The following is a 26,114-nucleotide window of genomic DNA, read 5'->3' on the forward strand; positions in this document are numbered from 1 at the left end:
GGACACCGGAGGGCGCCGGTCCCTTCGGAACGTCTTCGGAAACGCACTAGGCTGACCGCCATGACGTACAGCGGCGAGGTCACGGTCGGTGGACCGGCGGACGTGCACGAGCTCACTGACCTGATGATCACCAAGATCGCGGTCGGGCCCATGAACAACAACGCCTATCTGCTGCGCTGCCGGGCCACGGACGAGCAGTTGCTGATCGACGCGGCCAACGACGCGGAGACCCTGCTCGGCACGATCGGCGACGACGGCATCACGTCCGTCGTCACCACCCACCAGCACGGCGACCACTGGCAGGCGCTCGCCGAGGTCGTGACGGCCACGCGCGCGCGTACGTACGCGGGCCGCGAGGACGCCGACGGCATCCCCGTGCCGACCGACGTCCCGGTCGACGACGGCGACACGATCCGGGTGGGCCAGGTCGAGTTGACGGCGCGTCACCTCGTGGGCCATACGCCGGGTTCGATCGCACTCGTCTACGACGACCCGCACGGGCACCCTCATGTGTTCACTGGGGACTGCCTGTTCCCCGGCGGCGTGGGCAACACCTGGAAGGATCCGGAGGCGTTCGCGAGCCTGATGCACGACGTCGAGACGAAGATCTTCGGCACCCTCCCGGACGAGACCTGGGTCTACCCGGGACACGGCAACGACACGACGCTGGGCGCCGAACGCCCGCACCTGCCGGAGTGGCACGCGCGCGGGTGGTGAGGATCGGCCGGAGCGGTAAGCGTTCGACGTGAACCGGTGCGTGCGCGCCCCGTGTGAATCCTTCGCACGCGCCGGTGTCCCACGCGCGCTCCCAACACACGTGGTTGCGCGGTCAACTGGAAGCAGCCCCGCTCAGGACGACGGCTCCTGCGCGGATGGGCCGCCGGTCCGTCATTCCCCCGCCCTAGACCGGCGGCCCCGGCGAGCGGGCCCGAATCTGCGTCCCACAGGTGCTGTTCACAAGAGCGCAACAAGTGTTCCCACTATGCGGACAATCGGGGCTGTGACCTGGACAATCAGGACGTCTGACTGTCACTCTCCCGCCATGCACCTTGCCCCTCGCGTACTGCGACGCGCGATATCCGCCGCGACCATAGCCCTGCTCGCCACCGCCGTCGGCTGTGCTCCGCAGCCGGAGGAGAAGGCCTCCGACCAGGCCTCGGGTTCGACCGCGACCACCTGTGCCAAGGGCAAGTTGGCCACCCAGACCTCCGGCAAGCTGACGATCGCGACGGACGAGCCGGCGTACGAGCCGTGGTTCGAGGACGACAAGCCCGCCAACGGCAAGGGCTTCGAGTCGGCGGTCGCGTACGCCGTGGCGAAGCAGCTCGGCTACGACAAGAGCGCCGTCGTCTGGCAGAGCGTCCCCTTCAACAAGGCCTTCGCGCCCGGCGTGAAGACCTTCGACTTCGACATCAACCAGGTGTCGATCAGCACCGAGCGCAAGAAGGCCGTCGACTTCTCGTCCGGCTACTACGACGTGCGGCAGGCCGTCATCGCGCTCAAGGGCGGCAAGGCCGCCAAGGCGACGAGCATCGCGGGCCTGAAGGGCCTCAAGCTGGGCGCCCAGGTCGGCACCACGAGCCTGAACTACATCAGCGACGTGGTGAAGCCGACGCAGCAGGAGGCCGCGTTCTCCAAGAACGACCAGGCCGTCTCCGCGCTCAAGAACGGCCAGGTGGACGCGATCGTCGTCGACCTGCCGACCGCCTTCTACATCACCTCGGCCGAGGTGACCAACGCCAAGATCGTCGGCCAGTTCGAGAACCAGGGCGGCACGCCCGAGCAGTTCGGGCTCGTCCTCGACAAGGGCAGCGACCTCACGTCGTGCGTGTCGTCGGCCGTGGACGCGCTCCGCAAGGACGGCACGCTGGCGAAGCTGGAGAAGCAGTGGCTCTCCGACGCCGTCGACGCCCCGGTCCTCAAGTGACCGTGGTGAAGGACGGGTCGGGCCGGGAGGCCGCGGACGACAAGGGCGACATGCCCGGCGGGGGCGACACGTACGTCCCCTCGCAGCGGCGCCTGGACCGCGAGCGCCACAACCGCACGCGTGCCCGGCGCGCGACCGCGATCGCCGCGGTGTCGACCCTGGTCACGGCCGTCGTCCTGTACGTGGTCGTGGTCAGCGCGCCGGGCTGGGAGCGCACCAAGGAGACCTTCTTCGACGGGCACTACGCGCGCGAGGCGTTCCCCAAGGTCCTCGAAGGGCTGTGGCTCAACGTCCGGCTGCTGCTGATCTGCGGCGTCCTGGTGCTCGTCCTGGGCATGCTGATCGCCATCGCGCGCACCCTGCGCGGGCCGGTGTTCTTCCCGCTGCGGGTGCTGGCGGCGGCGTACACGGACTTCTTCCGGGGACTGCCGCTGATCATCAACCTGATGATCGTGGTCTTCGGAGTGCCCGCTCTGCGCCTCCAGGGCGTGACCGTCGACCCCGTGTGGCTGGGCGGTGCGGCCCTGACGCTCACGTACTCGGCGTACGTCGCCGAGGTGTTCCGCGCGGGCATCGAGTCCGTGCACCCCTCGCAGCGCGCGGCGGCCCGCTCGCTCGGCTTGTCCAACCGGCAGGCGCTCCGGCACGTGGTGCTCCCCCAGGCCGTACGCCGGCAGGTGCCGCCCTTGTTGAACGATCTGGTGTCCCTCCAGAAGGACACCGGGCTCGTGTCGATCGGCGGCGCCATCGACGCCGTACGGGCGTCCGACATCATCGCGCAGCGCGCCCTGAACTACACGCCGTACATCGTCGCGGGGCTGGTCTTCGTGGCGCTGACCATCCCGATGACCCGCTTCACGGACTGGGTGACCGCGCGGATGGACAAGCAGCGCGCCCAGGGAGGCACGACATGAGCAACGACACCACCTCTCCCGTGCTGCGCATGGAGTCCGTCCGCAAGACCTTCGGTACGTCGGTCGTCCTGCGGGACGTCGACCTGGAGGTCCCGCAGCACACGGTGACCGCGCTGATCGGTGCCTCCGGTTCCGGCAAGTCGACGCTGCTGCGGTGCGCGAACCTCCTGGAGGACATCGACGACGGCGCGATCTGGCTGGACGGCGAGGAGATCACCGACCCGCGCGTCGACCCGGACGCGATACGGCGCCGTATCGGCGTGGTGTTCCAGGCGTACAACCTGTTCCCGCACATGACCGTCCTGGAGAACATCACCCTGGCCCCGCGCCGGGTGCACGGCGTGTCCCGCGCGGAGGCCGAGGCACACGCGCGTGAGCTGCTGGAGCGGCTCGGACTCGGGGACAAGGCGGGCGCCTACCCGGACCGGCTGAGCGGTGGTCAGCAGCAGCGGGTGGCGATCGTGCGTGCCTTGGCCGTACGTCCCCGGCTGCTGCTCTTCGACGAGATCACCGCCGCGCTCGACCCCGAACTGGTGGGTGAAGTGCTCGCCGTGGTGCGGGACTTGAAGGACGAGGGCATGACCATGGTGCTGGCCACGCACGAGATGGGCTTCGCCCGGGACGTCGCCGACCAGGTGTGCTTCCTGGACGGAGGCGTCGTCCTGGAGCGCGGTACGGCCCGGCAGATCTTCGGTGACCCGCAGCAGGAGCGCACCCAGCGCTTCCTGCGACGGATCGTGGAGGCGGGCCGCCTGTAGCAGCGGCCTGCTTGGTCTGTAAGGGGCGTGCGCCTGGAAGCCGGTGCTTACGCGTCGGCCTTCCCCGCGCCCGCCAGCGCGGCGACGCGCTCCACGCCGAACACGTACCCCTGCACACCGCACCCCGCGATGACACCGTCGGCGCGCAGCGAGACGTACGAGTGGTGCCGGAAGGCCTCGCGCTGGTGGATGTTGGAGATGTGGACCTCCACCACCGGCAGCCCGTCACAGGTGTTGAGGGCATCCAGGATCGCGACCGAGGTGTGCGAGTAGGCGGCCGGATTGATCACGATGCCGCAGTGGTTCTGCCGTGCCTCGTGGATCCAGTCGACCAGTTCGCCCTCGTGGTTGGACTGCCGGAAGTCCACCGTGCCGCCGTGCCCGGCCGCCGCCTTGACGCACAGGGCCTCGACGTCGGCGAGCGTGTCGGAGCCGTAGATCTCCGGCTGGCGCTGGCCCAGGAGGTTCAGGTTGGGGCCGTTGAGGATCATGATCGGGGCGTTGGCCAGGGTACGGGGCACGGTTCCTCCGGTCCGTTCGGACATGTTGTTCGAGGCAGGGCCGCCGGTCGACGGCACTGCTCGGACCCGGTCTATCACGCCACCTCCGCACCACCGCGCGCCCCGTAACCGTCGCTCACTGTGGGTAGTTGACGCGGCATGCACGATGCACGCACCGTAAGCCCCCCGTCCATGCTGCGCCTCGCGGCCGCCTCACTCGCCGGCACCGCGATCGAGTTCTACGACTTCTTCGTCTACGGCACGGCGGCGGCCCTGGTTCTCGGCCCCCTGTTCTTCCCGACGTTCTCGCCGGTGGCGGGGACGCTGGCCGCCTTCGGGACGTTCGGCGTGGGCTTCGTGGCGCGACCGCTGGGCTCGATCCTGTTCGGGCACTTCGGGGACCGGCGCGGACGGCGGCCGGTCCTCGTCGCGTCCTTGCTGCTGACGGGTGCCTCGACGGTCGCGGTCGGCTGCGTACCGTCGTACGGCTCGATCGGGGTGGCCGCTCCCGTGCTCCTCCTGGTGCTGCGTTTTCTGCAGGGTCTTGGACTCGGCGGGGAGTGGGGCGGGGCGGTGCTGCTGACCGCCGAGCACGCGCCGGCCGGGCGGCGCGGCCTGTGGTCGAGCTTTCCGCAGGCCGGGCCCGCGGTGGGGTTCCTGCTGGCCAACGGCGTGATGCTGGCGCTCTCGGCGACGTTGACGGACGCGCAGTTCGCGCGGTGGGGCTGGCGGGTGCCGTTCTGGGTGGCCGGGGTGCTGGCCCTGGGCGGGCTGTGGCTGCGGTCGTCGCTCGCCGAGAGCCCCCGGTTCCTCGAAATCGACGACCACGCGCGCGTACCGCTCGCCGAAGTGGTGCGCGGGCACTGGCGGTTGGTGCTGCTGACCGCCGGTGCGCTGTCCGTGGGGTACGCGATTTTCTACGCGGTCACGACCTGGTCCCTCGCATACGGCACAGAGCGGCTCGGAGTGAGCCGTACCGTCATGCTGGCCTGCATCATGGCCGCCGTGGTGGTGAAGGGCTCGCTGACCCCGCTGGTGGCGCTGCTGAGCGACCGCTACGGGCGCCGTCCGCTGTGCCTACTGGGGTGCACGGCCGCCGCGCTGTGGATGTTCCCGATGGTCGCGCTGCTCGCCACGGGTGCGCCGCTGCTGATGTTCCTCGGGTTCCTGGGGGCGCTGCTCGCGTTCGTGACGATGTTCGCCGTGCTCGGCGCGTATCTGCCGGAGCTGTACGAGCCCCGGGTGCGCTGCACGGGCGCCGCCGTGGGCTACAACCTCGGCGGGGTCCTCGGCGGCGCGCTCACCCCGATCGTGGCGACGGCGCTCGCCGAGCACAGCGGGCGCGTGCCGTGGGGTGTGGGCGCCTATCTGACGGGGGTGGCCCTGTTCAGCCTGGGCTGCTTCGCGCTGCTGCCGGAGACCCGGCCGGTGGAGGTGGTGGCCGCGGAGCCGGTCGCCGGGTGAGGGCGTGCGCGGCAGGCGGCAGGCGGCAGGCGGCAGGCGGCAGGCGGCAGGCGGCAGAGGGACGCAAAGGTTTGCGCAAGCGTTTACGTCCCGCCCGAGCCCCCGCGCCTCACGGACATCCTCGCTTCACGGACATCCTCGCCTTGCGGAACCGCACACGCGGCGGGCGGGACGCCTCGCGCTACGGATTGATCGCCAGCTCCAAGTAGGCCGCGAACAGCACCAGATGGACTCCGCCCTGGAGCGGCGTCGCCCGCCCCGGCACCACCGTCAGCGAACTCACCACGACCGTCAGGGCGAGCAGCACCATGTGTGTGGAGCCGAGGCCGAGGACGAGCGGCCCGGAGAGCCAGATGGACGCGAGGGCGACGGCCGGGATCGTGAGGCCAATGCTGGCCATCGCGGAGCCGAGCGCGAGGTTGAGGCTGGTCTGCACCCGGTCGCGGCGGGCGGAACGCAGGGCGGCGATGGTCTCGGGGAGCAGCACGAGCAGCGCGATGATCACGCCGACGACGGCGTGGTGCAGCCCGGCCGCCTCGACGCCGGACTCGATGGTCGGCGAGACGCCCTTGGCCAATCCGACCACACCGATCAGGGCGAGGCCCAGCAGACCCAGGCTGATCAGGGCGGTGCGGGCGGAGGGCGCGTCCGCGTGGAGGTCCTTGGTGATCGTCTCGCCCTGGTGGGAGACCGGCAGGAAGTAATCGCGGTGCCGCACTGTCTGCGTGGCCACGAAGAGGCCGTACAGGGCAAGTGAGGAGAGCGCGGCGAAGGTGAGCTGGGCGCCGGAGAACTCCGGGCCCGGCTTGCTGGTGGTGAAGGTCGGCAGGACCAGGCTCAGCGTGGCCAGGGTTGCCACGGTGGCGAGGGCGGCGCCGGTGCCCTCGGGGTTGAAGACGGCCGTGCCGTGGCGCAGCGAGGCGACGATGAGCACCAGGCCGACGATGCCGTTGCAGGTGATCATGACGGCCGCGAAGACGGTGTCCCTGGCGAGGGTCGAGCTCTTGTCGCCGCCGTCGGCCATCAGGGTGACGATCAGGGCGACCTCGATGATCGTCACGGCGACGGCGAGGACCAGGGAGCCGAAGGGTTCTCCGACGCGGTGGGCGATCACCTCGGCGTGGTGCACCGCGGCCAGCACGGCACCGGCGAGGACCACGGTCACCAGGGCGACGACCACGGCGGGCAGATCCTTGCGCCCCCAGGTGAAGATCAGCAGGACGGCCGCGAGCACCGGTACGAGGGTCGTCCACCGGTTGGTGAGCGACCTGAGCCGAGTGATCATGAAGCGATCCTCGCAGAGGCGCACGGGCCCCGCATTCCGGCGGTGCGGGGCCCGTCCGGCGCTACTTGAACTCGGTCATGTCCAGTACGTCGCAGTCGGTGAACGACGGCGGCCTGGTACACAGCGCGGCCATCCGCTCGGCCATTTTGCCGGTCTCGGGATCCTGGCTGTTGCGCATGGCGTCCTCGTACGAGTCGAACTCGATCACGACGAGGACATGGCCGGGATTGTTCCGGTCCCGCAGGACGAGGCGGTGCGTCGGACCGCCGGCCCGGCCGGCCATCCGCTTGTCCGCCTCCTCGGCCACCGCCTGCATCTCGTCGAAGCGGTCGGTCTCGAAGTCGACGATCTGCACGAACTTCTTCGATACGTCCATGGATACCTCCACGCGGCCGTGGCGCTCCCGGACCGGTCGCGCTCGGTATCCAACGAAGCACCGGGAGCGGTGGTCGGCAATTCATCGTGCGGTGCTCCCGGTGATCGTTTCTCCTACGTCGGACGTGGTCAGGCGTCGATGCTGTCCTTCGGGGCGCCTTCGGTCCCGGACTGCGCCGCCTCGGCCGCCGCCGTCTTCTTGTTGGCCATCAGGCTGGTGATCGTGGTGACGATCAGGACCGCGCAGATCACACCCAGCGAGACCGGGATGGAGATCTCCGGGACATGGACGCCGGACTCGTGCAGCGCGTGCAGCACGAGCTTGACGCCGATGAAGCCGAGGATGACCGACAGGCCGTAGCTGAGGTGGACCAGCTTCTTGAGCAGGCCGCCGATGAGGAAGTACAGCTGGCGCAGGCCCATCAGCGCGAAGGCGTTGGCCGTGAACACGATGTACGGGTCCTGGGTCAGGCCGAAGATCGCGGGGATGGAGTCGAGGGCGAAGAGCACGTCCGTCGTACCGATGGCGAGCATCACGACCAGCATCGGGGTCATGACCCGCTTGCCGTTCTCCCGGATCCACAGCTTGGTGCCGTGGTACCGGTCGGCCACGCCGAAGCGGCGCTCGGCGGCCTTGAGCAGCTTGTTCTCCTCGAACTCCTCTTCCTCCTCGTCGGCGCGGGCCTCCTGGATGAGCTTCCAGGCGGTCCAGATGAGGAAGGCGCCGAAGATGTAGAAGACCCACGCGAAGCTGGCGAGGATGGCCGCGCCGGCCGCGATGAAGATGGCCCGCAGGACCAGGGCTATGAGGACGCCGACGAGCAGCACCCGCTGCTGGTACTGCGAGGGCACGGCGAACTTCGCCATGATCAGGACGAAGACGAAGAGGTTGTCGACGCTCAGCGACTTCTCGGTGATGAAGCCGGCGAAGAACTCTCCGCCCGCCTGGCCGCCCCCGAAGAGGAGCAGACCGAGTCCGAAGAGTCCGGCGAGGGCGATCCAGACGATCGTCCAGATCCCGGCTTCCTTGATCGACACGTCATGCGGCTTGCGGCCGATGAAGAAGTCGACCGCGATCAGGGCCGCCAGCCCCACGATGGTCAGGACCCACAGGGTCACGGAAACATCCACTACTGCTCCTCCGGCGGTATTAACGGCAAATGGTCAGCGTCGTCGCTACCGGAGGTCTCTTCCACCTTGGACGGGCGCCCAGGGCCGACGCCCCGGGATCTGGCCTGATCCGTATTGACGGGTACGCCGCAGCAGATAGGGAGTACTCCCCTCCGTACGGAAAAGCCTACCCCAACCACCAAGGAAAGGTAAAGCGATTACCAAAGAAAGGATAAAAGAGCAGGTGGAAGCCCTTTACCTGAGCTTGGTGCGGGCCGTCGCGACCTCGGTCAGCACCGTCCGCAGCACCTGGCTGCCCGGCGGCACCATCGAGGGCTCGTACGTCCAAGCGTGTCCGACCCACGGGTCGGCGAGGTGGTCGTCGGGCAGCGGGGTGAGTCGCATCAGCGAACGCCAGAGAGGGTCGAGCAACGGGCCGTAGCCTGCGGCGTCCTCACGGTCCGCGACCATCATCAGATGGACGCCGACGCTCGGGCCCTCGTCGGCGAGATAGCGCAGCTGGGTCACGGCGCGATCGTCGAAGCCGTGCGGGAAGTCGTTGACGATCAGCAGTTGCTCGGCCGTGTCGAGGCCGGGCGGCAGCGAGTCGGCGGCGCCGCCGCGCACCGCCATCTGCACCAGGTCCACCCGCTGGGTGAGCCGGGTCAGTACGTCGGTCACCCCGGCGGCGCCCACGGCGGGCGGCGCCGCGAGCACGCCGGTGTGCACCAGCGGGACCAGCGCCTGCGCCGCCGACCCGGCCGGGTCGATGACGTGCACGGCGAACTCGCCCGCCGGATAGACGGCGAGCAGCCGGGCCGCGTGCGCCACGGCCGTGTCCAGCGCGAGACGCCGCAGCTCGGGCGAGTCGGTGAACGAGCCGTCGAGGGACTCCGCGCCACCGCTGTCGATCCACAGGCCGCGCTCAAGCGGCAGCCGGACCAGCATCGGGACGCGCAGCTCGGGGCTCTCCGGGAGGTGGAGATCGCCGAGGCGCACGGCCATCGGGATCTCCATCGGGGCGCGGTAGCCGTGCCAGACGGGGTTGTCCCAGCCGGCGAACGCGGGCGGGAGCGCGGGCTCCACCACCTCGGACTCGGCGGCCAGCTGGGCGAGGTCCCGGTCGAGGGCCGCCCGTGCCTGGTCGACGAGTTGGGCGTGCTTGGCCTGCGCCGCCTCGCGGGCCGCGTCCCCCTGACCGCCGATCCGGCTGCGCGGGTCGGACAGGGCCTGGTCGAGCTCCTTCTCCATGCGCGAGTCCGCGAAGTCGACCGCGCTCCGGTACGCGGCCATGGTGCGCGCGAGGTCCTCGAACATCCCCCACACCTGGTTGTACAGCCGCTCCTCCATCGACCACCCGGTCGCGTCCCCGGCAACAGGCCGCGCGGGCTGCCCGGGCGGAGCCGGGGGCGCCGTCGGCGCGGGCGACGGGGGCGCCCCGGTCTGCCGACGCGGGTGGCTGTAGTCGATCGGCCCACCGGTGGTGGGGGTCGCGGGCTCGGTGTCGGCGGCGTCCGCGGCGGAACCGGGGAATCCGGAATGCGGCGCTACGGCTCCCGGGGTGCCCTGCGTCCCGTACGGAGACGTCGGCTGCGGCGCTACGGCTCCGGGGGCACCCTGTGCCGTAGGCCCACTCCCCTCGGGGCCGAGGGCCGGGGTGGCCGTCTGGCGGGTGCGGTCGCCGTCCGGGGTGCGGGGTGGGGGTGCGGCCACGGAGCGGGCGAGGCCGTGGGCCACCGCTTCGTTGATGCCGGCCGCGAGGTGCGCGGCCTGGGGCAGGCCCTGGTCGGTGAGGAGTTCGGCGAGGCCGCCGGCGTAGCCCTGGCCGACGGCCCGTACCTTCCAGGCGCCCTGCCTGCGGTACAACTCCAGGGCCACGACGGCGGATTCGGCGTCCAGGCCGGTGATCGTGTAGCTGGCGACCTCGCTGCCGTCGAGGCCGGTGACCGCGACGAAGGGCGCGGCGACGGCGCCGAAGCGGGCGGGGCCGTCGCCGCCGAGGGGCAGGGCGAGGAGCACGCTGACGCGGTGCACGGCCTCCGGCATGGCGCCCAGGTCCACCGCGAGGCGGTGGTCGGCGGCGGCCTGCTTGGAGACCTCCAGGCCGGGCAGGGTCGGGGTGCCCGGGTGGGCCACCCACTCGACGCCGTGGATCCTGCCGCGCTCGTCGCCGAGCGTGGCGGCGGCCACGACCGGCTGGCCGGCCGCGACCCGGATCTCCAGGCGCGCTTGGGAGAGCGGGTGGTTCTGCCCTCGCACCAGCTCGGCTGCCATCGCTCGCGTCCCCCTGCTCAGCCGTGTCGTGTCGTGTGCGCCGGGCCGTCCTACAGGTGCGGCAGGATCGCCGGCATCAGGTCCTGGAAGGTGCGGCCGTTGGTCGGTGTGCCGAGGGCCGTCAGCGTCCAGCCCGAGCCGGTGCGGTGCACCTTCGCCATGATCTGGGCGGTGTACTGGCCGCCGCCCGCCAGCGTGTAGCGGGCCAGCTCCTGGCCGTTGGTCTCGTCGACCAGGCGGCAGAACGCGTTCTGCACCTCCTGGAAGGTCTGGCCCGTGAAGGAGTTCACGGTGAAGACGATCTGGTCGATGTGGACCGGCACGCGCGCGAGGTCGACGAGGATCGCCTCGTCGTCCCCGCCCTGGCCGACGCCGCCGACGAGGTTGTCACCGGTGTGGCGCACGGAGCCGTCGTCGCTGACCAGGTGGCGGAAGAACACGACGTCGACGGGCTGCTTGTCCGCGAAGAGCACGGCGGACGCGTCGAGGTCGATCTCCCGGGTGCGCGAGCCGAACAGGCCGCGCCGGGGAGCCGCCTGCCAGCCGAGACCCATGCGCACCGCGGTCAGGCCGGACCCGTCGTTCTTCTGCAGACTGATGGCCTGACCCTTGGTCATGTTGACCGTCACGGCTGTTCCCCTCTCGAACTGTCCCCTGTTGCCGCGGAATCCGCGGATGTCCAGAACCCTACGCAGCGCCACTGACAGTGCCGAACCCCGCATCGGACTTTGTGTCGGTCTTGCAACACAGAGCGCGTACCCCGAGGTCGGGCGGTCCACGCGGGCGGTCAGGCCAGGCCGCCCTCCTTCATCTGGCGCAGTTCCTTCTTCATCTCGTGGACCTCGTCGCGCAGCCGGGCCGCGACCTCGAACTGCAGGTCCGCGGCGGCGGCACGCATGCGTGCCGTCATCTCCTCGATCTGCTCGGCGAGTTCGGCCGCGGGACGGTCGGTCGGCACCGTGTCCCGGGCCTTGCCCTTGGCGGACTTGGCGCTCTTCGCGGCCTTGCCTCCGAGCGCGGGCACGGGGGTCTTGGCGCCCTTGCCGTCCTTGGCCTTGCGGTAGCCCGAGCCGAGCAACTGCTCCGTGTCGACGTCCTCGCGGGCGATCTGCGCGACGATGTCGTTGATCTTCTTGCGGAGCGGCTGGGGGTCGATGCCGCGCTCCGTGTTGTACGCGACCTGCTTCTCCCGGCGGCGGTTGGTCTCCTCGATGGCCTTCTCCATCGCCGGGGTGATCCGGTCGGCGTACATGTGGACCTGGCCGGAGACATTGCGCGCCGCGCGGCCGATGGTCTGGATCAGGGAGGTGCCGGAGCGCAGGAAGCCCTCCTTGTCGGCGTCCAGGATGGCGACCAGGGACACCTCGGGCAGGTCGAGGCCCTCCCGGAGGAGGTTGATGCCGACCAGGACGTCGAACTCGCCGGAGCGCAGCTCGCGCAGCAGCTCGATGCGGCGCAGGGTGTCGACGTCGCTGTGCAGATAGCGGACCTGGATGCCGAGTTCGAGGAAGTAGTCCGTGAGGTCCTCGGCCATCTTCTTGGTGAGCGTGGTGACCAGGACCCGCTCGTCCTTCTCGGTGCGCTTGCGGATCTCGTGCACCAGGTCGTCGATCTGGCCCTCGGTGGGCTTGACGACGACCTCGGGGTCGATGAGTCCGGTGGGGCGGATGATCTGCTCGACGGCGCCGTCCGCGCGCGAGAGCTCGTACTTGCCCGGGGTCGCCGAGAGGTAGACCGTCTGTCCGATGCGCTTCTGGAACTCCTCCCACTTCAGGGGGCGGTTGTCCAGGGCGGAGGGCAGCCGGAAGCCGTGGTCGACGAGGGTGCGCTTGCGGGAGGCGTCGCCCTCGTACATGGCGCCGATCTGCGGGACCGTGTTGTGCGACTCGTCGATGACGAGCAGGAAGTCTTCCGGGAAGTAGTCGATCAGGGTGTTCGGCGCGGAGCCGGGCTCGCGGCCGTCGAAGTGCATCGAGTAGTTCTCCACACCGGAGCAGGAGCCGATCTGGCGGAGCATCTCCAGGTCGTACGTGGTCCGCATCCGCAGGCGCTGGGCCTCCAGGAGTTTGCCCTGCTTCTCCATCTCGGCCAGCCGCTCGGCGAGTTCCTTCTCGATGTCGTTGACGGCCCGCTCCATGCGCTCGGGGCCGGCGATGTAGTGGGAGGCCGGGAAGACGTAGAGGTGCTCGTCCTCGCTGATGATCTCGCCGGTGAGCGGGTGGAGGGTGGAGAGGGCCTCGATCTCGTCGCCGAACATCTCGATGCGGACGGCCAGTTCCTCGTAGACCGGGAAGATCTCGATGGTGTCGCCGCGGACGCGGAAGGTGCCCCGGGAGAAGGCCACGTCGTTGCGCGTGTACTGGATGTCCACGAAGCGGCGCAGCAGCTGGTCGCGGTCGATCTCGTCGCCGACCTTGAGGGGGACCATGCGGTCCACGTACTCCTGCGGAGTACCGAGGCCGTAGATGCAGGAGACCGAGGCGACCACGATGACGTCGCGGCGGGTGAGCAGCGAGTTGGTCGCGGAGTGGCGCAGACGCTCGACCTCCTCGTTGACCGAGGAGTCCTTCTCGATGTAGGTGTCCGACTGCGGGACGTAGGCCTCGGGCTGGTAGTAGTCGTAGTACGAGACGAAGTACTCGACGGCGTTGTTCGGCAGGAGCTCGCGGAACTCGTTGGCCAGCTGGGCGGCCAGGGTCTTGTTCGGTGCCATCACCAGGGTGGGGCGCTGGAGCTTCTCGATCATCCACGCGGTGGTGGCGGACTTGCCGGTGCCGGTCGCGCCCAGCAGGACGACGTCCTTCTCACCTGCCTCGACACGTCGGGCCAGCTCGGCGATGGCCGCCGGCTGGTCGCCGCTGGGCTGGTAGGGGCTGACGACCTCGAAAGGCGCCACCGTACGTTCGATGTGAGAAACGGGCCGCATGGAACCAACCGTACGACCCACCACTGACAACGGGGTCGGATCAGCGGTTCTGCGGGGTGCGGGAGCGGCGGTGTCCGAGGTCCCGGGCGGCGCGGACGGGTGCGCGCCGGGGGTGCGGGACGAGGGCGCCGGCCGGGACGCCGGGCTTGTGCTCGACGGGGGCCTGGGCGGGTTTCCCCATGACCATCAGCGGGTCGAACATCACGACGACGCCGGCCAGGAGGAGGAAGGCGAGGGGGCCGATCATCATGGGCGCGAGGAGGGACGCGGCCGACACGCCGTCGGTGGTCGGGGCCGTGCCGTGGACGTGGACGCTGAGGGCGGCCATGCCGGTGTAGTGCATGCCGGCGACGGCGAGCCCCATGACGAGGCTCGCGCCCACGCTCCACAGGAACCCGCGGACCTGTCCGGCGGCCCAGAGGGCGCTGATCGCGGCGACGACCGCTATGACGACGGACACGGCGACGGTGAACGTGTTGTATTCGAGATTTCCGTTGAGGCGCATGCTGGCCATGCCCAGGTAGTGCATCGAGGCGATGCCCAGGCCGGTGAGGGTGCCGCCGGTGAAGAGCGCCGTCCCGCGGGCTCCCCTGTAGCCGACGATGAAGATCCCGACGCCCACCATGACGATGGCGACGGCGAGGCTCGCGAAGGTCATCGGCTTGTCGTAGTGGACCGGTGTCTGGCGGACCGAGAAACCCATCATCGCGATGAAGTGCATCGTCCATATGCCGGAACCGATCGCCGCCGATCCGAGGGCGAGCCATCCGGGGCGCCAGGACTGGGTGACGAGCATCGATCTGGTGGTGCAGCGCAGGCCGAGGGCGCCGCCGAGGCACGCCATGAGGTAGGCCACCAGCGGTGTGACGAGTCCGTAGCTGAATCCGTCGACCGTGCCCTGCATGCGCAGTTGCCCTTCCGTCCTGTTCCATTCCGGAATTCCTGAAACGCGCCCAGCCCCAGGACCGCCGGAACGGTCAGGGTCGACGCAGAGAGTATGACCCCCACCGGAATGGTCGAACGATTTTCCGGCAAAGAAACACGGCCCTGCCCCAGTTGTGCGGCACCGGTGAGCGGACTTGGGCAACACCATTCATTCTGTGTCCATCCTGTACCCCACGGGTAGTGACGTTCCGCTGTCATCCTTGAGCTGTATGTGATCGCTCGATGCGAGGAGTACGCATGCACCTGCGCGCAGTTGCCGCCTCGACCACCGCGCTCCTGGGGGCCGCCTCCCTTCTGCTCCCCTCCCCCGCCGCCCGGGCCGGCGACGCCACCCAGTGGCCCACGGTCGTGGCCCACCGGGGCGCGTCCTCCTATGCGCCCGAGAACACCCTGGCCTCCATCGACAAGGCGGCCCAGCTCGGCTTCCAGTGGGTGGAGAACGACGTCCAGCGCACCAAGGACGGCGAGCTCGTCGTCATCCACGACGACAGCCTGAAGCGCACCACCGACGTGCAGAAGGTGTTCCCGGATCGAGCTCCCTGGAAGGTGAAGGACTTCTCCGCCGCCGAGATCGCGCGCCTCGACGCGGGAAGCTGGTTCGGTCCCGCGTTCACAGGCACGCGCGTGCCCACGCTCACGCAGTACATGCGTGAGGTGGAGCACAACCATCAGAGCCTGCTCCTGGAGATCAAGAACCCTGAGCTGTACCCCGGCATCGAGCAGCAGACCCTCAAGCTCCTGGGCAACGAGGGCTGGCTGGACCAGGGGCACCTCGACGACCGGCTGATCGTGCAGAGCTTCAGCGCGGACAGCATCCGCGTCGTGCACGACCTGAAGCCCGCCATCAGGACCGCCTTCCTCGGCACACCCGCCGTGTCCGCGCTGCAGTCGTACGCCGCCTTCACCGACCTGATCAACCCGTCGTACGGCTCGATCTCCATGGGCTACGTCTCCGCCGTGCACGCACACACGGGCCCGCACGGCAGTCCGATGGAGGTGTACGCCTGGACCGTCGACGACGCGCCCACGGCATGGAAGGTCGCCGGGTACGGCGTGGACGGGCTCATCACGAACAAACCGGACGTGGTGCGGTCCGCGCTGAACGGGTTCTGAGGCCGCTCGCGGGGCGTTGTCAGTGCCGGGTCGTACGGTGGGCGCATGGACAGCCATGGGCAGAACGAGCAGCGGGTGGTGTGGACCGTCGTCGGCACCGACATCGGTCCCCTGCTGCTGGCCGCGACACAGGACGGCCTGGTCAACGTCGTCTTCCACGCCACGGATGCGGTGCGCGACAAGACCCTCGACCGACTGGCGACCCGGCTGGGCACCGAGCCGGTCGAGGCGCCCGACTCCCCCTTGCTGGCCGAGGCGATACGCCAGATCGAGGCCTACTTCGCCGGTGATCTGCGCGACTTCGAGCTGCCGCTCGACTGGTCCCTGATCTCCGGCTTCAACCGGCAGGTGCTGCGCGAGCTGGCGTCCGGTGTGCGGTACGGCTCGGTCGTCGGGTACGGCGATCTGGCCGGACGGGTCGGGCAGCCGCTCGCGGCCCAGGCGGTGGGGGTGGCGATGGGGTCCAATCCGCTGCCGGTCGTCGTGCCGTGCCATCGGGTCGTCGAGAGCGACGGCGGAATCGGCGGGTTCGGGGGCGGCCTGGAGACGAAGAGGAAGCTGCTGGCGCTGGAGGGGGTGCTGCCCGAGCCGTTGTTCTGAGGGCTCGGGTGGGCAGGGACTACGGGGGGACGACGCAGATGACAAGAGGCTTCACGCGCGCGTGCGGCGACGGCGGCACCAGGTGTGCGTCGTGACCGCCGTCGACGGGCGGGGCGCGCTGCCCGTCGCGGCCGACCGGCTGCCCGCGCTGCGGCGCCGGGTGTCCGGGGTGCTGATCACGACCCAGATCCTGGGCGGCCTCGGGGTCGCGACCGGGGTCGCGCTGTCCGCCGTACTGGCCAAGCAGGTCAGCGGGACCGAGTCGCTGTCCGGGCTGGCGCCCACGGCGACGGTGACGGGGACCGCGGTGCTGTCGATGCCGTTCGCGGCGCTGATGACGGCGCGCGGAAGGCGCCCCGGGCTGGTCCTCGGGTATCTGGTCGGGGCGCTGGGAGCCGGGGTCGTGGTGCTCGCGGCGAGCATCGGGAGCTTTCCGCTGCTGCTGTGCGGCATGGCCGGGTTCGGGGCGGCCTCGTCGGCGAATCTGCAGTCACGGTTCGCCGCCGCGGATCTGGCCGAGCCGACGCAGCGGGCCCGGGCGATCTCCCATGTCGTGTGGGCGACGACCATAGGGGCGGTCCTCGGACCCAACATCGCCGCGCCCGCGGGCCGTAGCGTCTCCGGGCTCGGGATACCCGCGGCGGCGGGGCCCTTTCTGTGGGCGGGCGGGATCTTCCTGGTCGCCGCCGTCGTGGTCGCCGTGATGCTGCGGCCCGATCCGTTGCTGACGGCGCGGGCGCTCGCGCCGGACGAGGACCGGTCGCCCGCCGCGCGGTCGCTGCGGGCCGGGTTCGCGGCGGTGGCGGCGTCGCCGCGGGCGCGGCTGGCGCTGGTGACGGTGGCCGTGTCGCACACGGCGATGGTGTCGGTGATGGCGATGACACCGGTCGAGTTGGGGCACCACGGGGCGAGCATCGATCTGGTCGGGCTGGTGATCAGCGGGCACATCGCGGGGATGTACGCGTTCTCACCGCTCATGGGGAGGCTGTCCGACCGGGTCGGGCGGCTGTCCGGGATAGGGCTCGCGATCGGGCTGCTGGCCTGTGCCGCCTTCCTCGCCGGTACGGCGGGCGGGAGTCACGGACGGATCGCCCTGGGCCTGTTCGTGCTGGGCCTGGGCTGGTCGGCAGGGCTCGTCTCCGGCTCGGCGCTGCTCACGGACTCGGTGTCGCAGCCCGCGCGTGCCGCCGCGCAGGGACTTTCCGACCTCACGATGAACACCTCGGCGGGCATCGGCGGGGCGGTGGCCGGACTGGTGGTCGCCGAGGCGAGTTACGGCTGGCTGAATCTCACGGCCGCCTGTCTGCTGATACCCCTGGCCGCGCTGGCCCTGTTCACCCGCTCCCGGAAGATCCCGGTTTCCGATGTCCCGCGAAGGGTGGCCGGGAGGCCGAGCCGGTAGCAGAATCCGCCGTGCGCGCGCACAGCCACTGGCATCCGGGGGATCGGAGCCGAAGGGACGGCGAACACGCATGAGTGGAAGCGGAAACAGGGCAGTCGCGTATCTCAAGCCGGGAGCGGTCGAGGTCAGGACCATCGACTACCCGACGCTTGAACTGCAGGACGGGCCGGGAGTCGCACCCGCCAACGTCGGCCGCAAGGTCCGGCACGGGGTGATCCTGAAGGTGCTCGCCAGCAACATCTGCGGCAGCGACCAGCACATGGTGCGCGGCCGGACGACCGCGCCCGAGGGGCTGGTCCTCGGACACGAGATCACCGGAGAGGTCGTCGAACGGGGTCCGGACGTCGAGTTCATCGACGTGGGCGACATCGTCTCCGTACCGTTCAACATCGCCTGCGGCCGGTGCCGCAACTGCAAGGAACGCAAGACGGGCATCTGCCTGAACGTCAACCCGGCCCGCCCCGGGGCGGCTTACGGCTATGTCGACATGGGCGGCTGGGTCGGCGGTCAGGCCGAGTACGCCATGGTCCCGTACGCGGACTTCAACCTGCTGAGGTTCCCGGACCGGGACGAGGCACGCGAGAAGCTGCTCGATCTGACCATGCTGTCGGACATCTTCCCGACCGGTTTCCACGGCGCGGTCACCGCGGGCGCCGGGGTCGGGTCCACGGTGTACGTCGCCGGGGCGGGTCCGGTCGGGCTTGCGGCGGCCGCGTCGGCGCAGCTCCTGGGCGCCGCGGTCGTCATCGTCGGCGACCTGAACGCCGAACGCCTGGGCCAGGCAAGGAGTTTCGGCTGCGAGACCGTCGACGTCTCGCGCGGCGACATCGGGGAGCAGATCGCCGAGATCCTCGGCGAGCCCGAGGTGGACGCCGCGGTCGACGCGGTCGGCTTCGAGGCGCGGGCGCACGGCCCGGACGCCCCGGAGGCGCCGGCGACGGTCCTCAACTCGCTGATGAGCGTCACGCGCGCGGGCGGTGCCCTGGGCATCCCCGGGCTGTACGTCACCGCCGACCCCGGCGGCGTCGACGAGGACGCGAAGAGCGGCACCCTGAAGGTGCGGCTCGGCCTCGGGTGGGCCAAGAGCCACGCCTTCACGACCGGTCAGTGCCCGGTGATGACGTACCACCGGAGTCTGATGATGGCGATCCTGCACGGGCGCGTGCACATCGCCAAGGCCGTCAATGCGACGCCCATCTCCCTGGAGGACGCACCGCGCGGCTACGCCGAGTTCGACCAGGGCGCCAGCCGTAAGTACGTGCTCGATCCGCACGGGACGCTGGCGGGTGTGAGCCCGGTCTGAGGCACGGAAAGTGGGGGCCACGCACGCGTGGCCCCCTTTTTCCACGTCGCCCGCTGGTGGTGTCCCCCACAGTCCGCGAGGGTTTGACCAGGCCCGGCACCCGCCAGGGATGAGGGAAGACCGAACGACAGGAGGCGCGTGGTGCTGGTGGTGTCCGAGGAAGTACGCGAGGCGATCGACGCGCGTCGACCCGTGGTGGCCCTGGAGTCGACGATCATCGCGCACGGGCTGCCGCGCCCGCGCAATCTGCAGGTGGCGCTGGAGCTGGAGGCGGCGGTACGGCGGGAGGGTGCCGTACCCGCGACGATCGCCGTGCTGGACGGGCGGCCCCATGTCGGCCTGGACAAGGAGCAGTTGGAGCGGGTTGCCAACGAGGACGGCATCCGCAAACTGGGCCACCGCGACCTGCCGCTCGCGGTGGCGGCGGGAGCCAGCGGAGCCACCACGGTGTCCGCGACGGCGCTGCTGGCGGCGCGGGCGGGCATCCGGGTGTTCGCGACCGGGGGGCTCGGCGGGGTGCACCGGGAGTGGACGGTGACGCAGGACGAGTCCGCCGACCTGGGGCTGCTGGCGTCCACCCGGATCACGGTGGTGTGCGCGGGCGTGAAGTCGATCCTGGACGTTCCGGCGACCCTGCAGCGCCTGGAGACGCTGGGAGTCGCGGTCGCCGGGTACGGCACGGACCGCTTCCCCGGCTTCTACCTCTCCGACTCCGGGTATCCGGTGGACTGGACGCTGGAGACCCCGGAGCAGGTCGCGGCCGTGATGCGGGCGCAGGACGCGCTCGACGCCCCGGAGTCGACGCTGATCGTCGCCAATCCGGTGCCCGAGGACGAGCAGTTGGAACCCGGGCTGCACGCGCGCGTGCTCGCCGACGCGCTGCACGCGTGCGAGGCGGAGGGCGTCACCGGGCAGGCGGTCACCCCGTTCCTGCTCGGCTACCTGGTCGAGCACACCGACGGCGCCTCGCTGACCGCCAACCTGGCGGCCGTGCGCGGCAACGTACGGCTGGCGGGGCGGATCGCGGCGGCCTGGGCCGAGGCGTGACGACGGAGCCGAACGGCGCGCTCCTGGTCGTCGGGGACGTCGTCACGGACGTCGTCGCCCGGCACCGGGGGCCGCTCGCCCCGGGCACCGACACCGCCGCCACGATCCGCACCGTGCCGGGCGGCGCGGGCGCCAACGTGGCCTGCTGGGCGGCCCATTGGGGCTGTGCGGACGTACGGCTGCTCGGCCGTGTGGGTGCGGACGCGGCGGTGTGGCACGAGCGGGAGCTGGTCGCCTCCGGGGTGCGGCCCCGTCTCGTCGTCGACCCGGAGGCGCCGACCGGGACGGTGATCTGCCTGGTCGACACGGGGGCGTCGGCCGAGCGGACGTTCCTCACGGACAGCGGCGCGTCCCTGCGCCTCGACCCTGACGACTGGTCGGACTCCCTGCTCGACGGCGTCGTACGGCTGCATCTGTCGGGCTATCTGCTGTTCTCGGAGTCGAGCCGGGCGCTGGTGGCCGCGGCACTGGAGTCGGCACGCGCGCGTGGGGTGCCGGTGAGTCTGGATCCGGCGTCGGCGGGGTTCCTGGTGGAGCTGGGCGTGGACCGTTTCCTCGCGCTGGTCGAGGGGGTGGACGTCCTGCTGCCGAGCCGTGACGAGGCCTGCCTGCTCACGGGATTGCCCGATCCGGCGGACGCGGCGGCCAAGTTGAGCCGCCACGTTCCCCTGGTCGTCACCAAACAGGGCGCCGAGGGAGCCCTGGTCGCCCACTCCGGCACGGTCCACGCGCGCGTACCGGCCGAGCCGGCCGTTCCCCTGGACACCACGGGTGCGGGGGACGCCTTCACTGGGGCGTTCCTCGCGACGCTGCTGGCGGGCGCCGATCCCGAGGAAGCCGCGCGGGAGGGATGCCGGGCGGGGGCTCGGGCGGTGGAACGGGTGGGAGGGCGGCCGCCTGGGAGCGGGTGAGGGGTAACGGTGATTCGGTCAACGGTGCTGGACGCAAGGCCAGTTGTGGATCACCCAGCCGTGTCGGGCAGAGGGGCGGCTGTACAGGGTTGACGGCCAGCGGTGCCGGATGGCGGCCCGCTCGCACCGGGCGGACACCGGCAGAGCCGGGCTGACGGGCGCCTCGGCCGGGGCGCCCGCGGCCCCGGACACGCAGCAGCCCGTGCCACGCGGGCGACGACAGGGCCGAGCGGAAGGGCACTCGAGCCGGGCGAGAAACGGCAACGGCCGGGCTCATGGCACCCCGTCGTCGAAGTCACCGACGGCCGAACCGACACCCAGTACCCGGCACCCGGCACCCGGCACCCGGCACCCGGCACCCGGCACCGACGACCCGGTACTGACAACCCCGGGTGCTGACCACCCCCGCACCGGCAGCACGTCACCGCAACGGAACCGGCAGTCTCCCCCGCCGATCATCAAATCCCGCTCCCCGCCTACGCCTTCCGCCCCCACGCCGAGATCATCGGAGCCGTAGCCAGATCCATCGTGCCGGAGGCGACGTTGGCCAGGTGGCGGTCGATGTCCTCGTCCGTGGCCAGGCCCGCGGTGACGAGCTGGTCGCGGATCTGGCGGACCGTCGCGGACTCCAGCGCGGCGCAGGCCGGTGAGGTGACCGGGAAGTACGCGTCGGCCTCCACCCGGCGCAGGCCGGCCTCGCGGAGCAGGCGCGGGAGCCGGCGGCCGTAGGAGAGGTCGGCGCCGCGGTCCGCGAGGAGCTTGCGGAAGCCGTGGCGGAGGCGGTTCGCGAGTTGTTGCTCGGGGCCGTGTTCGTCGGGGCAGAGCAGGGGCTGGAGGGCGGGGTCGGCGTCCTCGATCAGGAGGCGGCCGCCGGAGCGCAGGGACTTGATCATCGAGCGCAACGCCCGTTCCCGGTCCGGCACATGGACGAGGACGAGCCGGGCGTGCACGAGGTCGAAGCCCTCCCCGGGCGGTTCCTCGGCGCCGACGTCATGGACGCGCACCTCGACCGGCGGGCGCGCGGCCGAGGCGACCTGCGAGGTGTCGATGTCGGTCGCGAGCACCTTTCCGGTCGGGCCCACCTTCTTGGCCAGCCAGGACACCACCGAGGTACCGCCGACGCCGACCTCCCAGACGCGCCAGCCGGGTCCGACACCGAACCCCTCCAGGTGCCGGAACGTCGTGGGGTCGAAGAGCGTGGCGAAGGCGTCGAAGCGCTGTCCCGCCTCGGACTGCCGGTTGTCGAGGAGATACCCGTCGGATCGCGTCATGCCGCGATCATCCCAGTTGCCCCGGTTGTCGGGAGGGGGCGACGCTCCGGTTGTCGGGCGGGGCGAAACTCCGGTTCCGGCACGGGCGAGGCTCCGGCCCACCGCACCCCCTTGTCGCGTGCGAAGCTCCGGCCAACCACACCCATGTCGTGACCGTGCACCGGTTCGTCCCCAGCTTCGTCCACAGGCGGGAACAAAGCGGAGGATTCCGTTCCCACAGGCTTACCCACGGCTCACTTCGGCCTGGCAAACTGGCACGCCAAGGCGCAGAAATGCGATGCGAGGGGATCCACGCAAGGAGATCCGGATGTCCATGGCAGGGAATCTTCGGAAGGTCACGGGCCTCGGCAGGGTCGGCGGCCTCCGCAAGGTGGCACGGCTGGCCCGGCGGCACCCGCGGGTCGACCTGAGCCACCATGCCCGGTCACCGCTGGGCTCCTCGGTGGTGAAGTGCGTCACGTATCAGGACGGCGTCCGGGTGCCGGTCGCCGGCGACCTGGTGGACACCGTCGAGCGGGTGCGCAAGAAGGAGGACGGCTTCGTCTGGCTCGGCCTGCACGAGCCGACGAACGAGGAGTTCGCGGGCATCGCCGAGCTCTTCGACCTGCACCCGCTCGCGGTCGAGGACGCGATCGAGGCGCATCAGCGCCCGAAGGTGGAGCGCTACGGCGAGACGCTGTTCGCGGTGTTCAAGACGGTCTGCTACGTCGAGCACGAGAAGCTGACGGCGACCAGCGAGGTCGTGGACACCGGCGAGATCATGGTGTTCGTCGGCGCCGACTTCGTGATCACCGTGCGGCACGGGCGGCACGGCTCACTGGGGCCGCTGCGCGAGGAGTTGGAGTCGAACCCCCGGCAGCTCGCCAAGGGACCGGCCGCGGTGCTGCACGCGATCGCGGACCATGTGGTCGACGACTATCTGAGCGTCACGGACTCGGTGCAGGCGGACATCGACCAGGTGGAGACGGACGTGTTCGCGGAGAACGGCGCGCGGGCGGACCCGGGCCGTATCTACCAACTCAAGCGTGAACTCCTGGAGTTGAAGCGGGCGGTCGTCCCCCTCAGCCGCCCGCTGGAGGAGCTCGCCACCCGGCCGATGCGGGTGATCGGACCGGAGATACAGGCCTACTTCCGGGACGTCTCCGACCACTTGCTGCGCGCGAAGGAGCAGATCGCGTCCTTCGACGAACTGCTCAACTCGATTCTGCAGGCGCACCTCGCCCAGGTGACGGTCGCGCAGAACGAGGACATGCGGAAGATCACGGCCTGGGCCGCGGTGATCGCCGTACCGACGATGGTGTGCGGTGTGTACGGCATGAACTTCGACCACATGCCGGAGCTGCACTGGCGGTTCGGCTATCCCCTGGTCATAGGCGTGATACTCGTGTCCTGTCTGGCGCTGTACCGGGGCTTCCGGCGCAACGGCTGGCTGTGAACGGCAGCGGCAGCCGCTGAACCGGAGACGGTCCGGTGGTACAACGCCCGGAAACGGTCCGGCAGTTCAGCGCCCGGAACCGCCCGGCGGTTCAGCGCATACCGCTGCGGGCGTAGACGCTCTCGACCCAGCCTGCGAGCTGTTCCTCCGTCAGATGCTGGGCCAGGTCGGCCTCGCTGATCATGCCGACGAGGCGTTTGTTCTCGATGACGGGGAGCCGGCGGATCTGGTGTCCCTGCATCTCTTGGAGCACCTCGCCGACATCGGCGCCGGAGTCGATCCAGCGGGGTGTGCCCTGGGCCATCTCGCCCGCGGTGATTTTGGCCGGGTCGTGGCCCATGGCCACACAGCCGACGACGATGTCCCGGTCGGTGAGGATGCCGCAGAGCCGTTCGTTCTCGTCGCTGATGGGCAGGGCTCCGACGCCCAGTTCGCGCATCAGCTGGGCGGCGCGGTCCAGGGTTTCATGGGCGGGGATCCACTGGGCGCCCCGGTGCATGATGTCTCCGGCGGTGGTCATGAAGTACCTCCCGGTGCCGGACGGCCGGCGCGGCACAGAACGTTCCGCTAGTCCCGGCGCCCTACATTCTCGCCGCGCGGCCGGGTGAACGCACCCCGACGGTCACGACTTCCGCTGCGCCGGCGCGCCACCCCGGTCCCCCTCGGGGACTCACCGGGTCCGTGGATCAGCCGTTCCACGCCGGGTGACGCGGGTCGTCAGCGCGGACCAGGACGTCCGCCGTGCCGGCCGGGTCGGTCTCGTCCTCGTAGCGCTCGAAGGCGGGGAGGGTCCAGTGCTCGGGCTCGGGGGTACGGCGGCGCAGGGCGCCCGGCGAGAGGAGGACGTGGACGGACAGGTCGAAGGGGAACCAGTGCCGGAGGAGGAGGGGACCGTGCAGCAACAGGACGGCGCCGGGCGGGAGTTGGACGTAGGGGCTGCGGGTGGCGCGGTCGGCGACCGGGTCCCACAGGTCGGGCAGGACGCGGCCGTCGCCGTCCGGTTCGAGCGGGCCGAAGACCTCGCGCCACAGGGCACGGGTGTCGAACCAGCCGTCGTAGTACGCCTCGACGTCCTGGCGTCCGTACTCCAGACGCAGCGAGGCGGGGCGCAGGAACCCCTCGGTGCCGACGACGAGCGAGGAGCGGCCGCGGACGCGCAGCGCCTCCGCGACGCGCTCGGCGAGGTCGCCGGGACGGCCCGCCGGGGCGCCGTCGAAGGCGACGCGCGGCCAGGGGCTGCCGTCGGCCGGCTTCAGGTCGAGCAGACGCTCGGCGAGGAGGTCGCCGAGCCGGTCCCAGGTGATCGCTTCCAGTCGCACAGGGCCCATGATGCGGCAGGCCGCGATCAGGGTGCGTCGGGCCGGTGGCCGCTCCGGGCCGCGAGGAGGTGCGGAAGGTGGGTCTCGCTCCAGGCGCGGGCGGCGTCGAGGAGCGGGAGGAGGCTGCGGCCGAGCGGGGTGAGGGCGTATTCGACGCGCGGCGGGTTCTCGTCGTACGCGGTCCTGGTCAGCAGGCCGTCCCGTTGCATGGCGCGCAGGGTCTCGCTGAGGACCTTGGGGGTGACCGCCCTGAGCGGTGTACGGAGTTCGGTGAAGCGGCGCGGGCCGCCTTCGAGGCAGCGGACGATCATGCCGGTCCACTTGTCGCCGACGCGGAAGGGCATGGCGGAGGAGGGACAGACGGGGTCGAACATGTGGGGGTCGAGCGGTTCCTGCCGTACGGCGTCCGTCGCGTCGGTCATTGGTCGAGGCTAGCGCCGGTTCCGTTGAAGTAACCGGGCCTCAGGTCCTTACCGTCCGGGTCGGGCGGCGAACAGCGCTGCCGGACAAGGGAGTTGGGCATGAGCGGGATCGTGGTCCTGGGGGCCGGAGGCCGAGCGGGGCGGGCCGTGACGGCGGAGGCGCTGGGGCGTGGGCATGAGGTGACCGCCGTGGTGCGGGATCCGGCGCGGTACGCGGAACTCGCGGTGGCGGGCGTCTCGGTGGTGCGGGGCGATGTGACCGATGCCGGGTCGGTGCGGGAGGCCGCGGGCGGGTCGGTCGGTGCCGTGCACGCGGTGTCGCCGTTCAGCGGGCCCGAGCAGGGCTTCGACGCGCTCGACCCCGACTTCTTCGTCAAGGCGGCGGACGCGTTGCTGACAGGGCTGGCCGGGGCGGGGGTGCGGCGGCTCGTCGCGGTCGGGCTGTTCGCGGATCTCCTCGGGGCGGACGGGCGGCCGGTGATGGACGACCCCTCTGCGTTCCCGCCGGAGATACGGCCGTTCGCGCTGGCCCACACGGCAGGACTGCGGCGCCTGCGGGAGGCGGGCCGGAGCGAGGTCGACTGGGTGATGCTCACCCCGGGCGGCGGCCTGGACCAGGGCGCCCCGCGCACCGGACGGCACCGCCTGGGCGGTGAGCGGGTGCCGGAGGGCGCGCCCGGGCTGTCGTACGCGGATCTGGCGGTGGCGGTGCTCGACGAGATCGAGACGCCGACCCGGCACCGCGAGCGCGCGTCGGTGTTCGTCCCGCGGGACGTGCGCAGGGCCGCTGAGAAATAGGAGAGAGGCGCGCGG

General features: G+C 70.8%; 25 protein-coding genes. 13 read left to right on the top strand and 12 right to left on the bottom strand.

All coding sequences use genetic code 11. The features are described 5' to 3' along the window. The first annotated feature begins 60 nt into the window (after positions 1 to 60). The 4 genes from R2B38_RS08250 to R2B38_RS08265 all read left to right on the top strand — a co-directional run bounded on the left by R2B38_RS08250 (position 61) and on the right by R2B38_RS08265 (position 3,599). Complete coding sequence (locus tag R2B38_RS08250) at positions 61 to 717, top strand: MBL fold metallo-hydrolase (protein ID WP_318015632.1); 657 nt, start codon at positions 61 to 63, stop codon at positions 715 to 717. A 325-nt stretch (positions 718 to 1,042) separates the two neighbouring features. Next, positions 1,043 to 1,927, top strand: a complete 885-nt coding sequence (locus R2B38_RS08255) for an ABC transporter substrate-binding protein (RefSeq protein WP_318015633.1) — start codon at positions 1,043 to 1,045, stop codon at positions 1,925 to 1,927. After that, complete coding sequence (locus R2B38_RS08260) at positions 1,924 to 2,841, top strand: amino acid ABC transporter permease (protein ID WP_318015634.1); 918 nt, start codon at positions 1,924 to 1,926, stop codon at positions 2,839 to 2,841. Before R2B38_RS08255 ends, R2B38_RS08260 begins: the two co-directional genes overlap by 4 nt. Then, the gene (locus R2B38_RS08265; RefSeq protein WP_318015635.1) at positions 2,838 to 3,599 is read left to right on the top strand and encodes an amino acid ABC transporter ATP-binding protein; all 762 of its coding nucleotides are present in this window, start codon (positions 2,838 to 2,840) and stop codon (positions 3,597 to 3,599) included. The genes R2B38_RS08260 and R2B38_RS08265 overlap by 4 nt, the downstream gene beginning before the upstream one ends. 47 nt (positions 3,600 to 3,646) lie before the next feature. Here the strand turns inward: R2B38_RS08265 and aroQ are convergent, their stop codons facing one another. Further along, a complete protein-coding gene (aroQ, locus tag R2B38_RS08270; protein WP_318015636.1) occupies positions 3,647 to 4,120 on the bottom strand; it encodes a type II 3-dehydroquinate dehydratase in 474 nt (157 codons plus the stop codon). 171 nt (positions 4,121 to 4,291) lie between these two features. Between aroQ and R2B38_RS08275 the strand changes: the two genes are divergently transcribed. Further along, entirely contained in the window at positions 4,292 to 5,563 is a 1,272-nt protein-coding gene (locus R2B38_RS08275) for an MFS transporter (protein ID WP_318015637.1), read from the top strand. A gap of 181 nt (positions 5,564 to 5,744) precedes the next feature. On the opposite strand, the gene R2B38_RS08280 is transcribed toward R2B38_RS08275, so the two are convergent. The 7 genes from R2B38_RS08280 to R2B38_RS08310 form a co-directional block, all read right to left on the bottom strand. Then, positions 5,745 to 6,848: an ionic transporter y4hA gene (locus tag R2B38_RS08280; RefSeq protein ID WP_318015638.1), complete on the bottom strand. Its 1,104-nt coding sequence runs from the start codon at positions 6,846 to 6,848 to the stop codon at positions 5,745 to 5,747. Between the two features lie 61 nt (positions 6,849 to 6,909). Beyond that, on the bottom strand, positions 6,910 to 7,224 hold the full coding sequence (locus R2B38_RS08285; RefSeq protein ID WP_318015639.1) for a hypothetical protein: 315 nt from the start codon (positions 7,222 to 7,224) through the stop codon (positions 6,910 to 6,912). A 128-nt stretch (positions 7,225 to 7,352) separates the two neighbouring features. Then, complete coding sequence (locus R2B38_RS08290; RefSeq protein ID WP_318015640.1) at positions 7,353 to 8,354, bottom strand: TerC/Alx family metal homeostasis membrane protein; 1,002 nt, start codon at positions 8,352 to 8,354, stop codon at positions 7,353 to 7,355. A gap of 234 nt (positions 8,355 to 8,588) precedes the next feature. Further along, entirely contained in the window at positions 8,589 to 10,607 is a 2,019-nt protein-coding gene (locus R2B38_RS08295; protein ID WP_318015641.1) for a TerD family protein, read from the bottom strand. Between the two features lie 50 nt (positions 10,608 to 10,657). After that, positions 10,658 to 11,236 carry a TerD family protein gene (locus R2B38_RS08300; RefSeq protein WP_033283094.1) on the bottom strand — a complete coding sequence of 193 codons (579 nt, stop codon included), beginning with the start codon at positions 11,234 to 11,236 and terminating at the stop codon, positions 10,658 to 10,660. 158 nt (positions 11,237 to 11,394) lie between these two features. Next, positions 11,395 to 13,533 (bottom strand): excinuclease ABC subunit UvrB, encoded by a 2,139-nt coding sequence (gene uvrB, locus R2B38_RS08305; protein ID WP_318015642.1) that lies wholly within the window; start codon positions 13,531 to 13,533, stop codon positions 11,395 to 11,397. A 40-nt stretch (positions 13,534 to 13,573) separates the two neighbouring features. Next, entirely contained in the window at positions 13,574 to 14,437 is an 864-nt protein-coding gene (locus R2B38_RS08310; RefSeq protein ID WP_318015643.1) for an MHYT domain-containing protein, read from the bottom strand. A gap of 278 nt (positions 14,438 to 14,715) precedes the next feature. On the opposite strand from R2B38_RS08310, the gene R2B38_RS08315 reads away from it, so the two are divergent. The 6 genes from R2B38_RS08315 to R2B38_RS08340 all read left to right on the top strand — a co-directional run bounded on the left by R2B38_RS08315 (position 14,716) and on the right by R2B38_RS08340 (position 20,854). Continuing rightward, positions 14,716 to 15,591, top strand: coding sequence for a glycerophosphodiester phosphodiesterase (locus R2B38_RS08315; RefSeq protein WP_318015644.1), 876 nt, complete (start codon positions 14,716 to 14,718; stop codon positions 15,589 to 15,591). Between the two features lie 45 nt (positions 15,592 to 15,636). Further along, positions 15,637 to 16,191 (top strand): methylated-DNA--[protein]-cysteine S-methyltransferase, encoded by a 555-nt coding sequence (locus tag R2B38_RS08320; RefSeq protein ID WP_318015645.1) that lies wholly within the window; start codon positions 15,637 to 15,639, stop codon positions 16,189 to 16,191. Positions 16,192 to 16,282: 91 nt separating this feature from the next. After that, positions 16,283 to 17,593, top strand: a complete 1,311-nt coding sequence (locus R2B38_RS08325) for an MFS transporter (RefSeq protein ID WP_318015646.1) — start codon at positions 16,283 to 16,285, stop codon at positions 17,591 to 17,593. Between the two features lie 70 nt (positions 17,594 to 17,663). Next, a complete protein-coding gene (gene fdhA, locus R2B38_RS08330; protein ID WP_318015647.1) occupies positions 17,664 to 18,896 on the top strand; it encodes a formaldehyde dehydrogenase, glutathione-independent in 1,233 nt (410 codons plus the stop codon). 138 nt (positions 18,897 to 19,034) lie between these two features. Next, positions 19,035 to 19,943 (top strand): pseudouridine-5'-phosphate glycosidase, encoded by a 909-nt coding sequence (locus tag R2B38_RS08335; RefSeq protein ID WP_318015648.1) that lies wholly within the window; start codon positions 19,035 to 19,037, stop codon positions 19,941 to 19,943. Further along, positions 19,940 to 20,854 carry a sugar kinase gene (locus R2B38_RS08340; RefSeq protein ID WP_318015649.1) on the top strand — a complete coding sequence of 305 codons (915 nt, stop codon included), beginning with the start codon at positions 19,940 to 19,942 and terminating at the stop codon, positions 20,852 to 20,854. Before R2B38_RS08335 ends, R2B38_RS08340 begins: the two co-directional genes overlap by 4 nt. A gap of 476 nt (positions 20,855 to 21,330) precedes the next feature. Here R2B38_RS08340 and R2B38_RS08345 read toward each other — a convergent pair whose 3' ends face one another. After that, a complete protein-coding gene (locus R2B38_RS08345) occupies positions 21,331 to 22,125 on the bottom strand; it encodes a methyltransferase domain-containing protein (protein WP_318015650.1) in 795 nt (264 codons plus the stop codon). Between the two features lie 307 nt (positions 22,126 to 22,432). Between R2B38_RS08345 and corA the strand changes: the two genes are divergently transcribed. Then, positions 22,433 to 23,560 (top strand): magnesium/cobalt transporter CorA, encoded by a 1,128-nt coding sequence (gene corA, locus R2B38_RS08350; RefSeq protein ID WP_318015651.1) that lies wholly within the window; start codon positions 22,433 to 22,435, stop codon positions 23,558 to 23,560. Between the two features lie 91 nt (positions 23,561 to 23,651). Here corA and R2B38_RS08355 read toward each other — a convergent pair whose 3' ends face one another. The 3 genes from R2B38_RS08355 to R2B38_RS08365 all read right to left on the bottom strand — a co-directional run bounded on the left by R2B38_RS08355 (position 23,652) and on the right by R2B38_RS08365 (position 25,301). Then, positions 23,652 to 24,080 (bottom strand): CBS domain-containing protein, encoded by a 429-nt coding sequence (locus tag R2B38_RS08355; RefSeq protein WP_019060469.1) that lies wholly within the window; start codon positions 24,078 to 24,080, stop codon positions 23,652 to 23,654. Between the two features lie 166 nt (positions 24,081 to 24,246). Continuing rightward, on the bottom strand, positions 24,247 to 24,888 hold the full coding sequence (locus R2B38_RS08360) for a uridine kinase (protein WP_318015652.1): 642 nt from the start codon (positions 24,886 to 24,888) through the stop codon (positions 24,247 to 24,249). A 17-nt stretch (positions 24,889 to 24,905) separates the two neighbouring features. Further along, positions 24,906 to 25,301, bottom strand: a complete 396-nt coding sequence (locus tag R2B38_RS08365; RefSeq protein WP_318015653.1) for a helix-turn-helix domain-containing protein — start codon at positions 25,299 to 25,301, stop codon at positions 24,906 to 24,908. Between the two features lie 99 nt (positions 25,302 to 25,400). Between R2B38_RS08365 and R2B38_RS08370 the strand changes: the two genes are divergently transcribed. Next, positions 25,401 to 26,099 carry an NAD(P)-dependent oxidoreductase gene (locus R2B38_RS08370; RefSeq protein WP_318015654.1) on the top strand — a complete coding sequence of 233 codons (699 nt, stop codon included), beginning with the start codon at positions 25,401 to 25,403 and terminating at the stop codon, positions 26,097 to 26,099. The last annotated feature ends 15 nt before the right edge of the window (positions 26,100 to 26,114 follow it).

Source organism: Streptomyces sp. N50 (assembly GCF_033335955.1).
In the GTDB taxonomy this organism is placed as follows: Bacteria; Actinomycetota; Actinomycetes; order Streptomycetales; family Streptomycetaceae; genus Streptomyces.

What these genes read in the sequence shown, in the direction of transcription:
- R2B38_RS08250 (WP_318015632.1), top strand. Translation starts at nt 61, where the DNA reads ATGACGTACAGCGGCGAGGTCACGGTCGGTGGACCGGCGGACGTGCAC.
- R2B38_RS08255 (WP_318015633.1), top strand. Translation starts at nt 1,043, where the DNA reads ATGCACCTTGCCCCTCGCGTACTGCGACGCGCGATATCCGCCGCGACC.
- R2B38_RS08265 (WP_318015635.1), top strand. Translation starts at nt 2,838, where the DNA reads ATGAGCAACGACACCACCTCTCCCGTGCTGCGCATGGAGTCCGTCCGC.
- R2B38_RS08275 (WP_318015637.1), top strand. Translation starts at nt 4,292, where the DNA reads ATGCTGCGCCTCGCGGCCGCCTCACTCGCCGGCACCGCGATCGAGTTC.
- R2B38_RS08280 (WP_318015638.1), bottom strand. Translation starts at nt 6,848, where the DNA reads ATGATCACTCGGCTCAGGTCGCTCACCAACCGGTGGACGACCCTCGTA.
- R2B38_RS08285 (WP_318015639.1), bottom strand. Translation starts at nt 7,224, where the DNA reads ATGGACGTATCGAAGAAGTTCGTGCAGATCGTCGACTTCGAGACCGAC.
- R2B38_RS08295 (WP_318015641.1), bottom strand. Translation starts at nt 10,607, where the DNA reads ATGGCAGCCGAGCTGGTGCGAGGGCAGAACCACCCGCTCTCCCAAGCG.
- uvrB (WP_318015642.1), bottom strand. Translation starts at nt 13,533, where the DNA reads ATGCGGCCCGTTTCTCACATCGAACGTACGGTGGCGCCTTTCGAGGTC.
- R2B38_RS08310 (WP_318015643.1), bottom strand. Translation starts at nt 14,437, where the DNA reads ATGCAGGGCACGGTCGACGGATTCAGCTACGGACTCGTCACACCGCTG.
- R2B38_RS08315 (WP_318015644.1), top strand. Translation starts at nt 14,716, where the DNA reads ATGCACCTGCGCGCAGTTGCCGCCTCGACCACCGCGCTCCTGGGGGCC.
- R2B38_RS08320 (WP_318015645.1), top strand. Translation starts at nt 15,637, where the DNA reads ATGGACAGCCATGGGCAGAACGAGCAGCGGGTGGTGTGGACCGTCGTC.
- fdhA (WP_318015647.1), top strand. Translation starts at nt 17,664, where the DNA reads ATGAGTGGAAGCGGAAACAGGGCAGTCGCGTATCTCAAGCCGGGAGCG.
- R2B38_RS08345 (WP_318015650.1), bottom strand. Translation starts at nt 22,125, where the DNA reads ATGACGCGATCCGACGGGTATCTCCTCGACAACCGGCAGTCCGAGGCG.
- corA (WP_318015651.1), top strand. Translation starts at nt 22,433, where the DNA reads ATGTCCATGGCAGGGAATCTTCGGAAGGTCACGGGCCTCGGCAGGGTC.
- R2B38_RS08355 (WP_019060469.1), bottom strand. Translation starts at nt 24,080, where the DNA reads ATGACCACCGCCGGAGACATCATGCACCGGGGCGCCCAGTGGATCCCC.
- R2B38_RS08360 (WP_318015652.1), bottom strand. Translation starts at nt 24,888, where the DNA reads ATGGGCCCTGTGCGACTGGAAGCGATCACCTGGGACCGGCTCGGCGAC.
- R2B38_RS08365 (WP_318015653.1), bottom strand. Translation starts at nt 25,301, where the DNA reads ATGACCGACGCGACGGACGCCGTACGGCAGGAACCGCTCGACCCCCAC.
- R2B38_RS08370 (WP_318015654.1), top strand. Translation starts at nt 25,401, where the DNA reads ATGAGCGGGATCGTGGTCCTGGGGGCCGGAGGCCGAGCGGGGCGGGCC.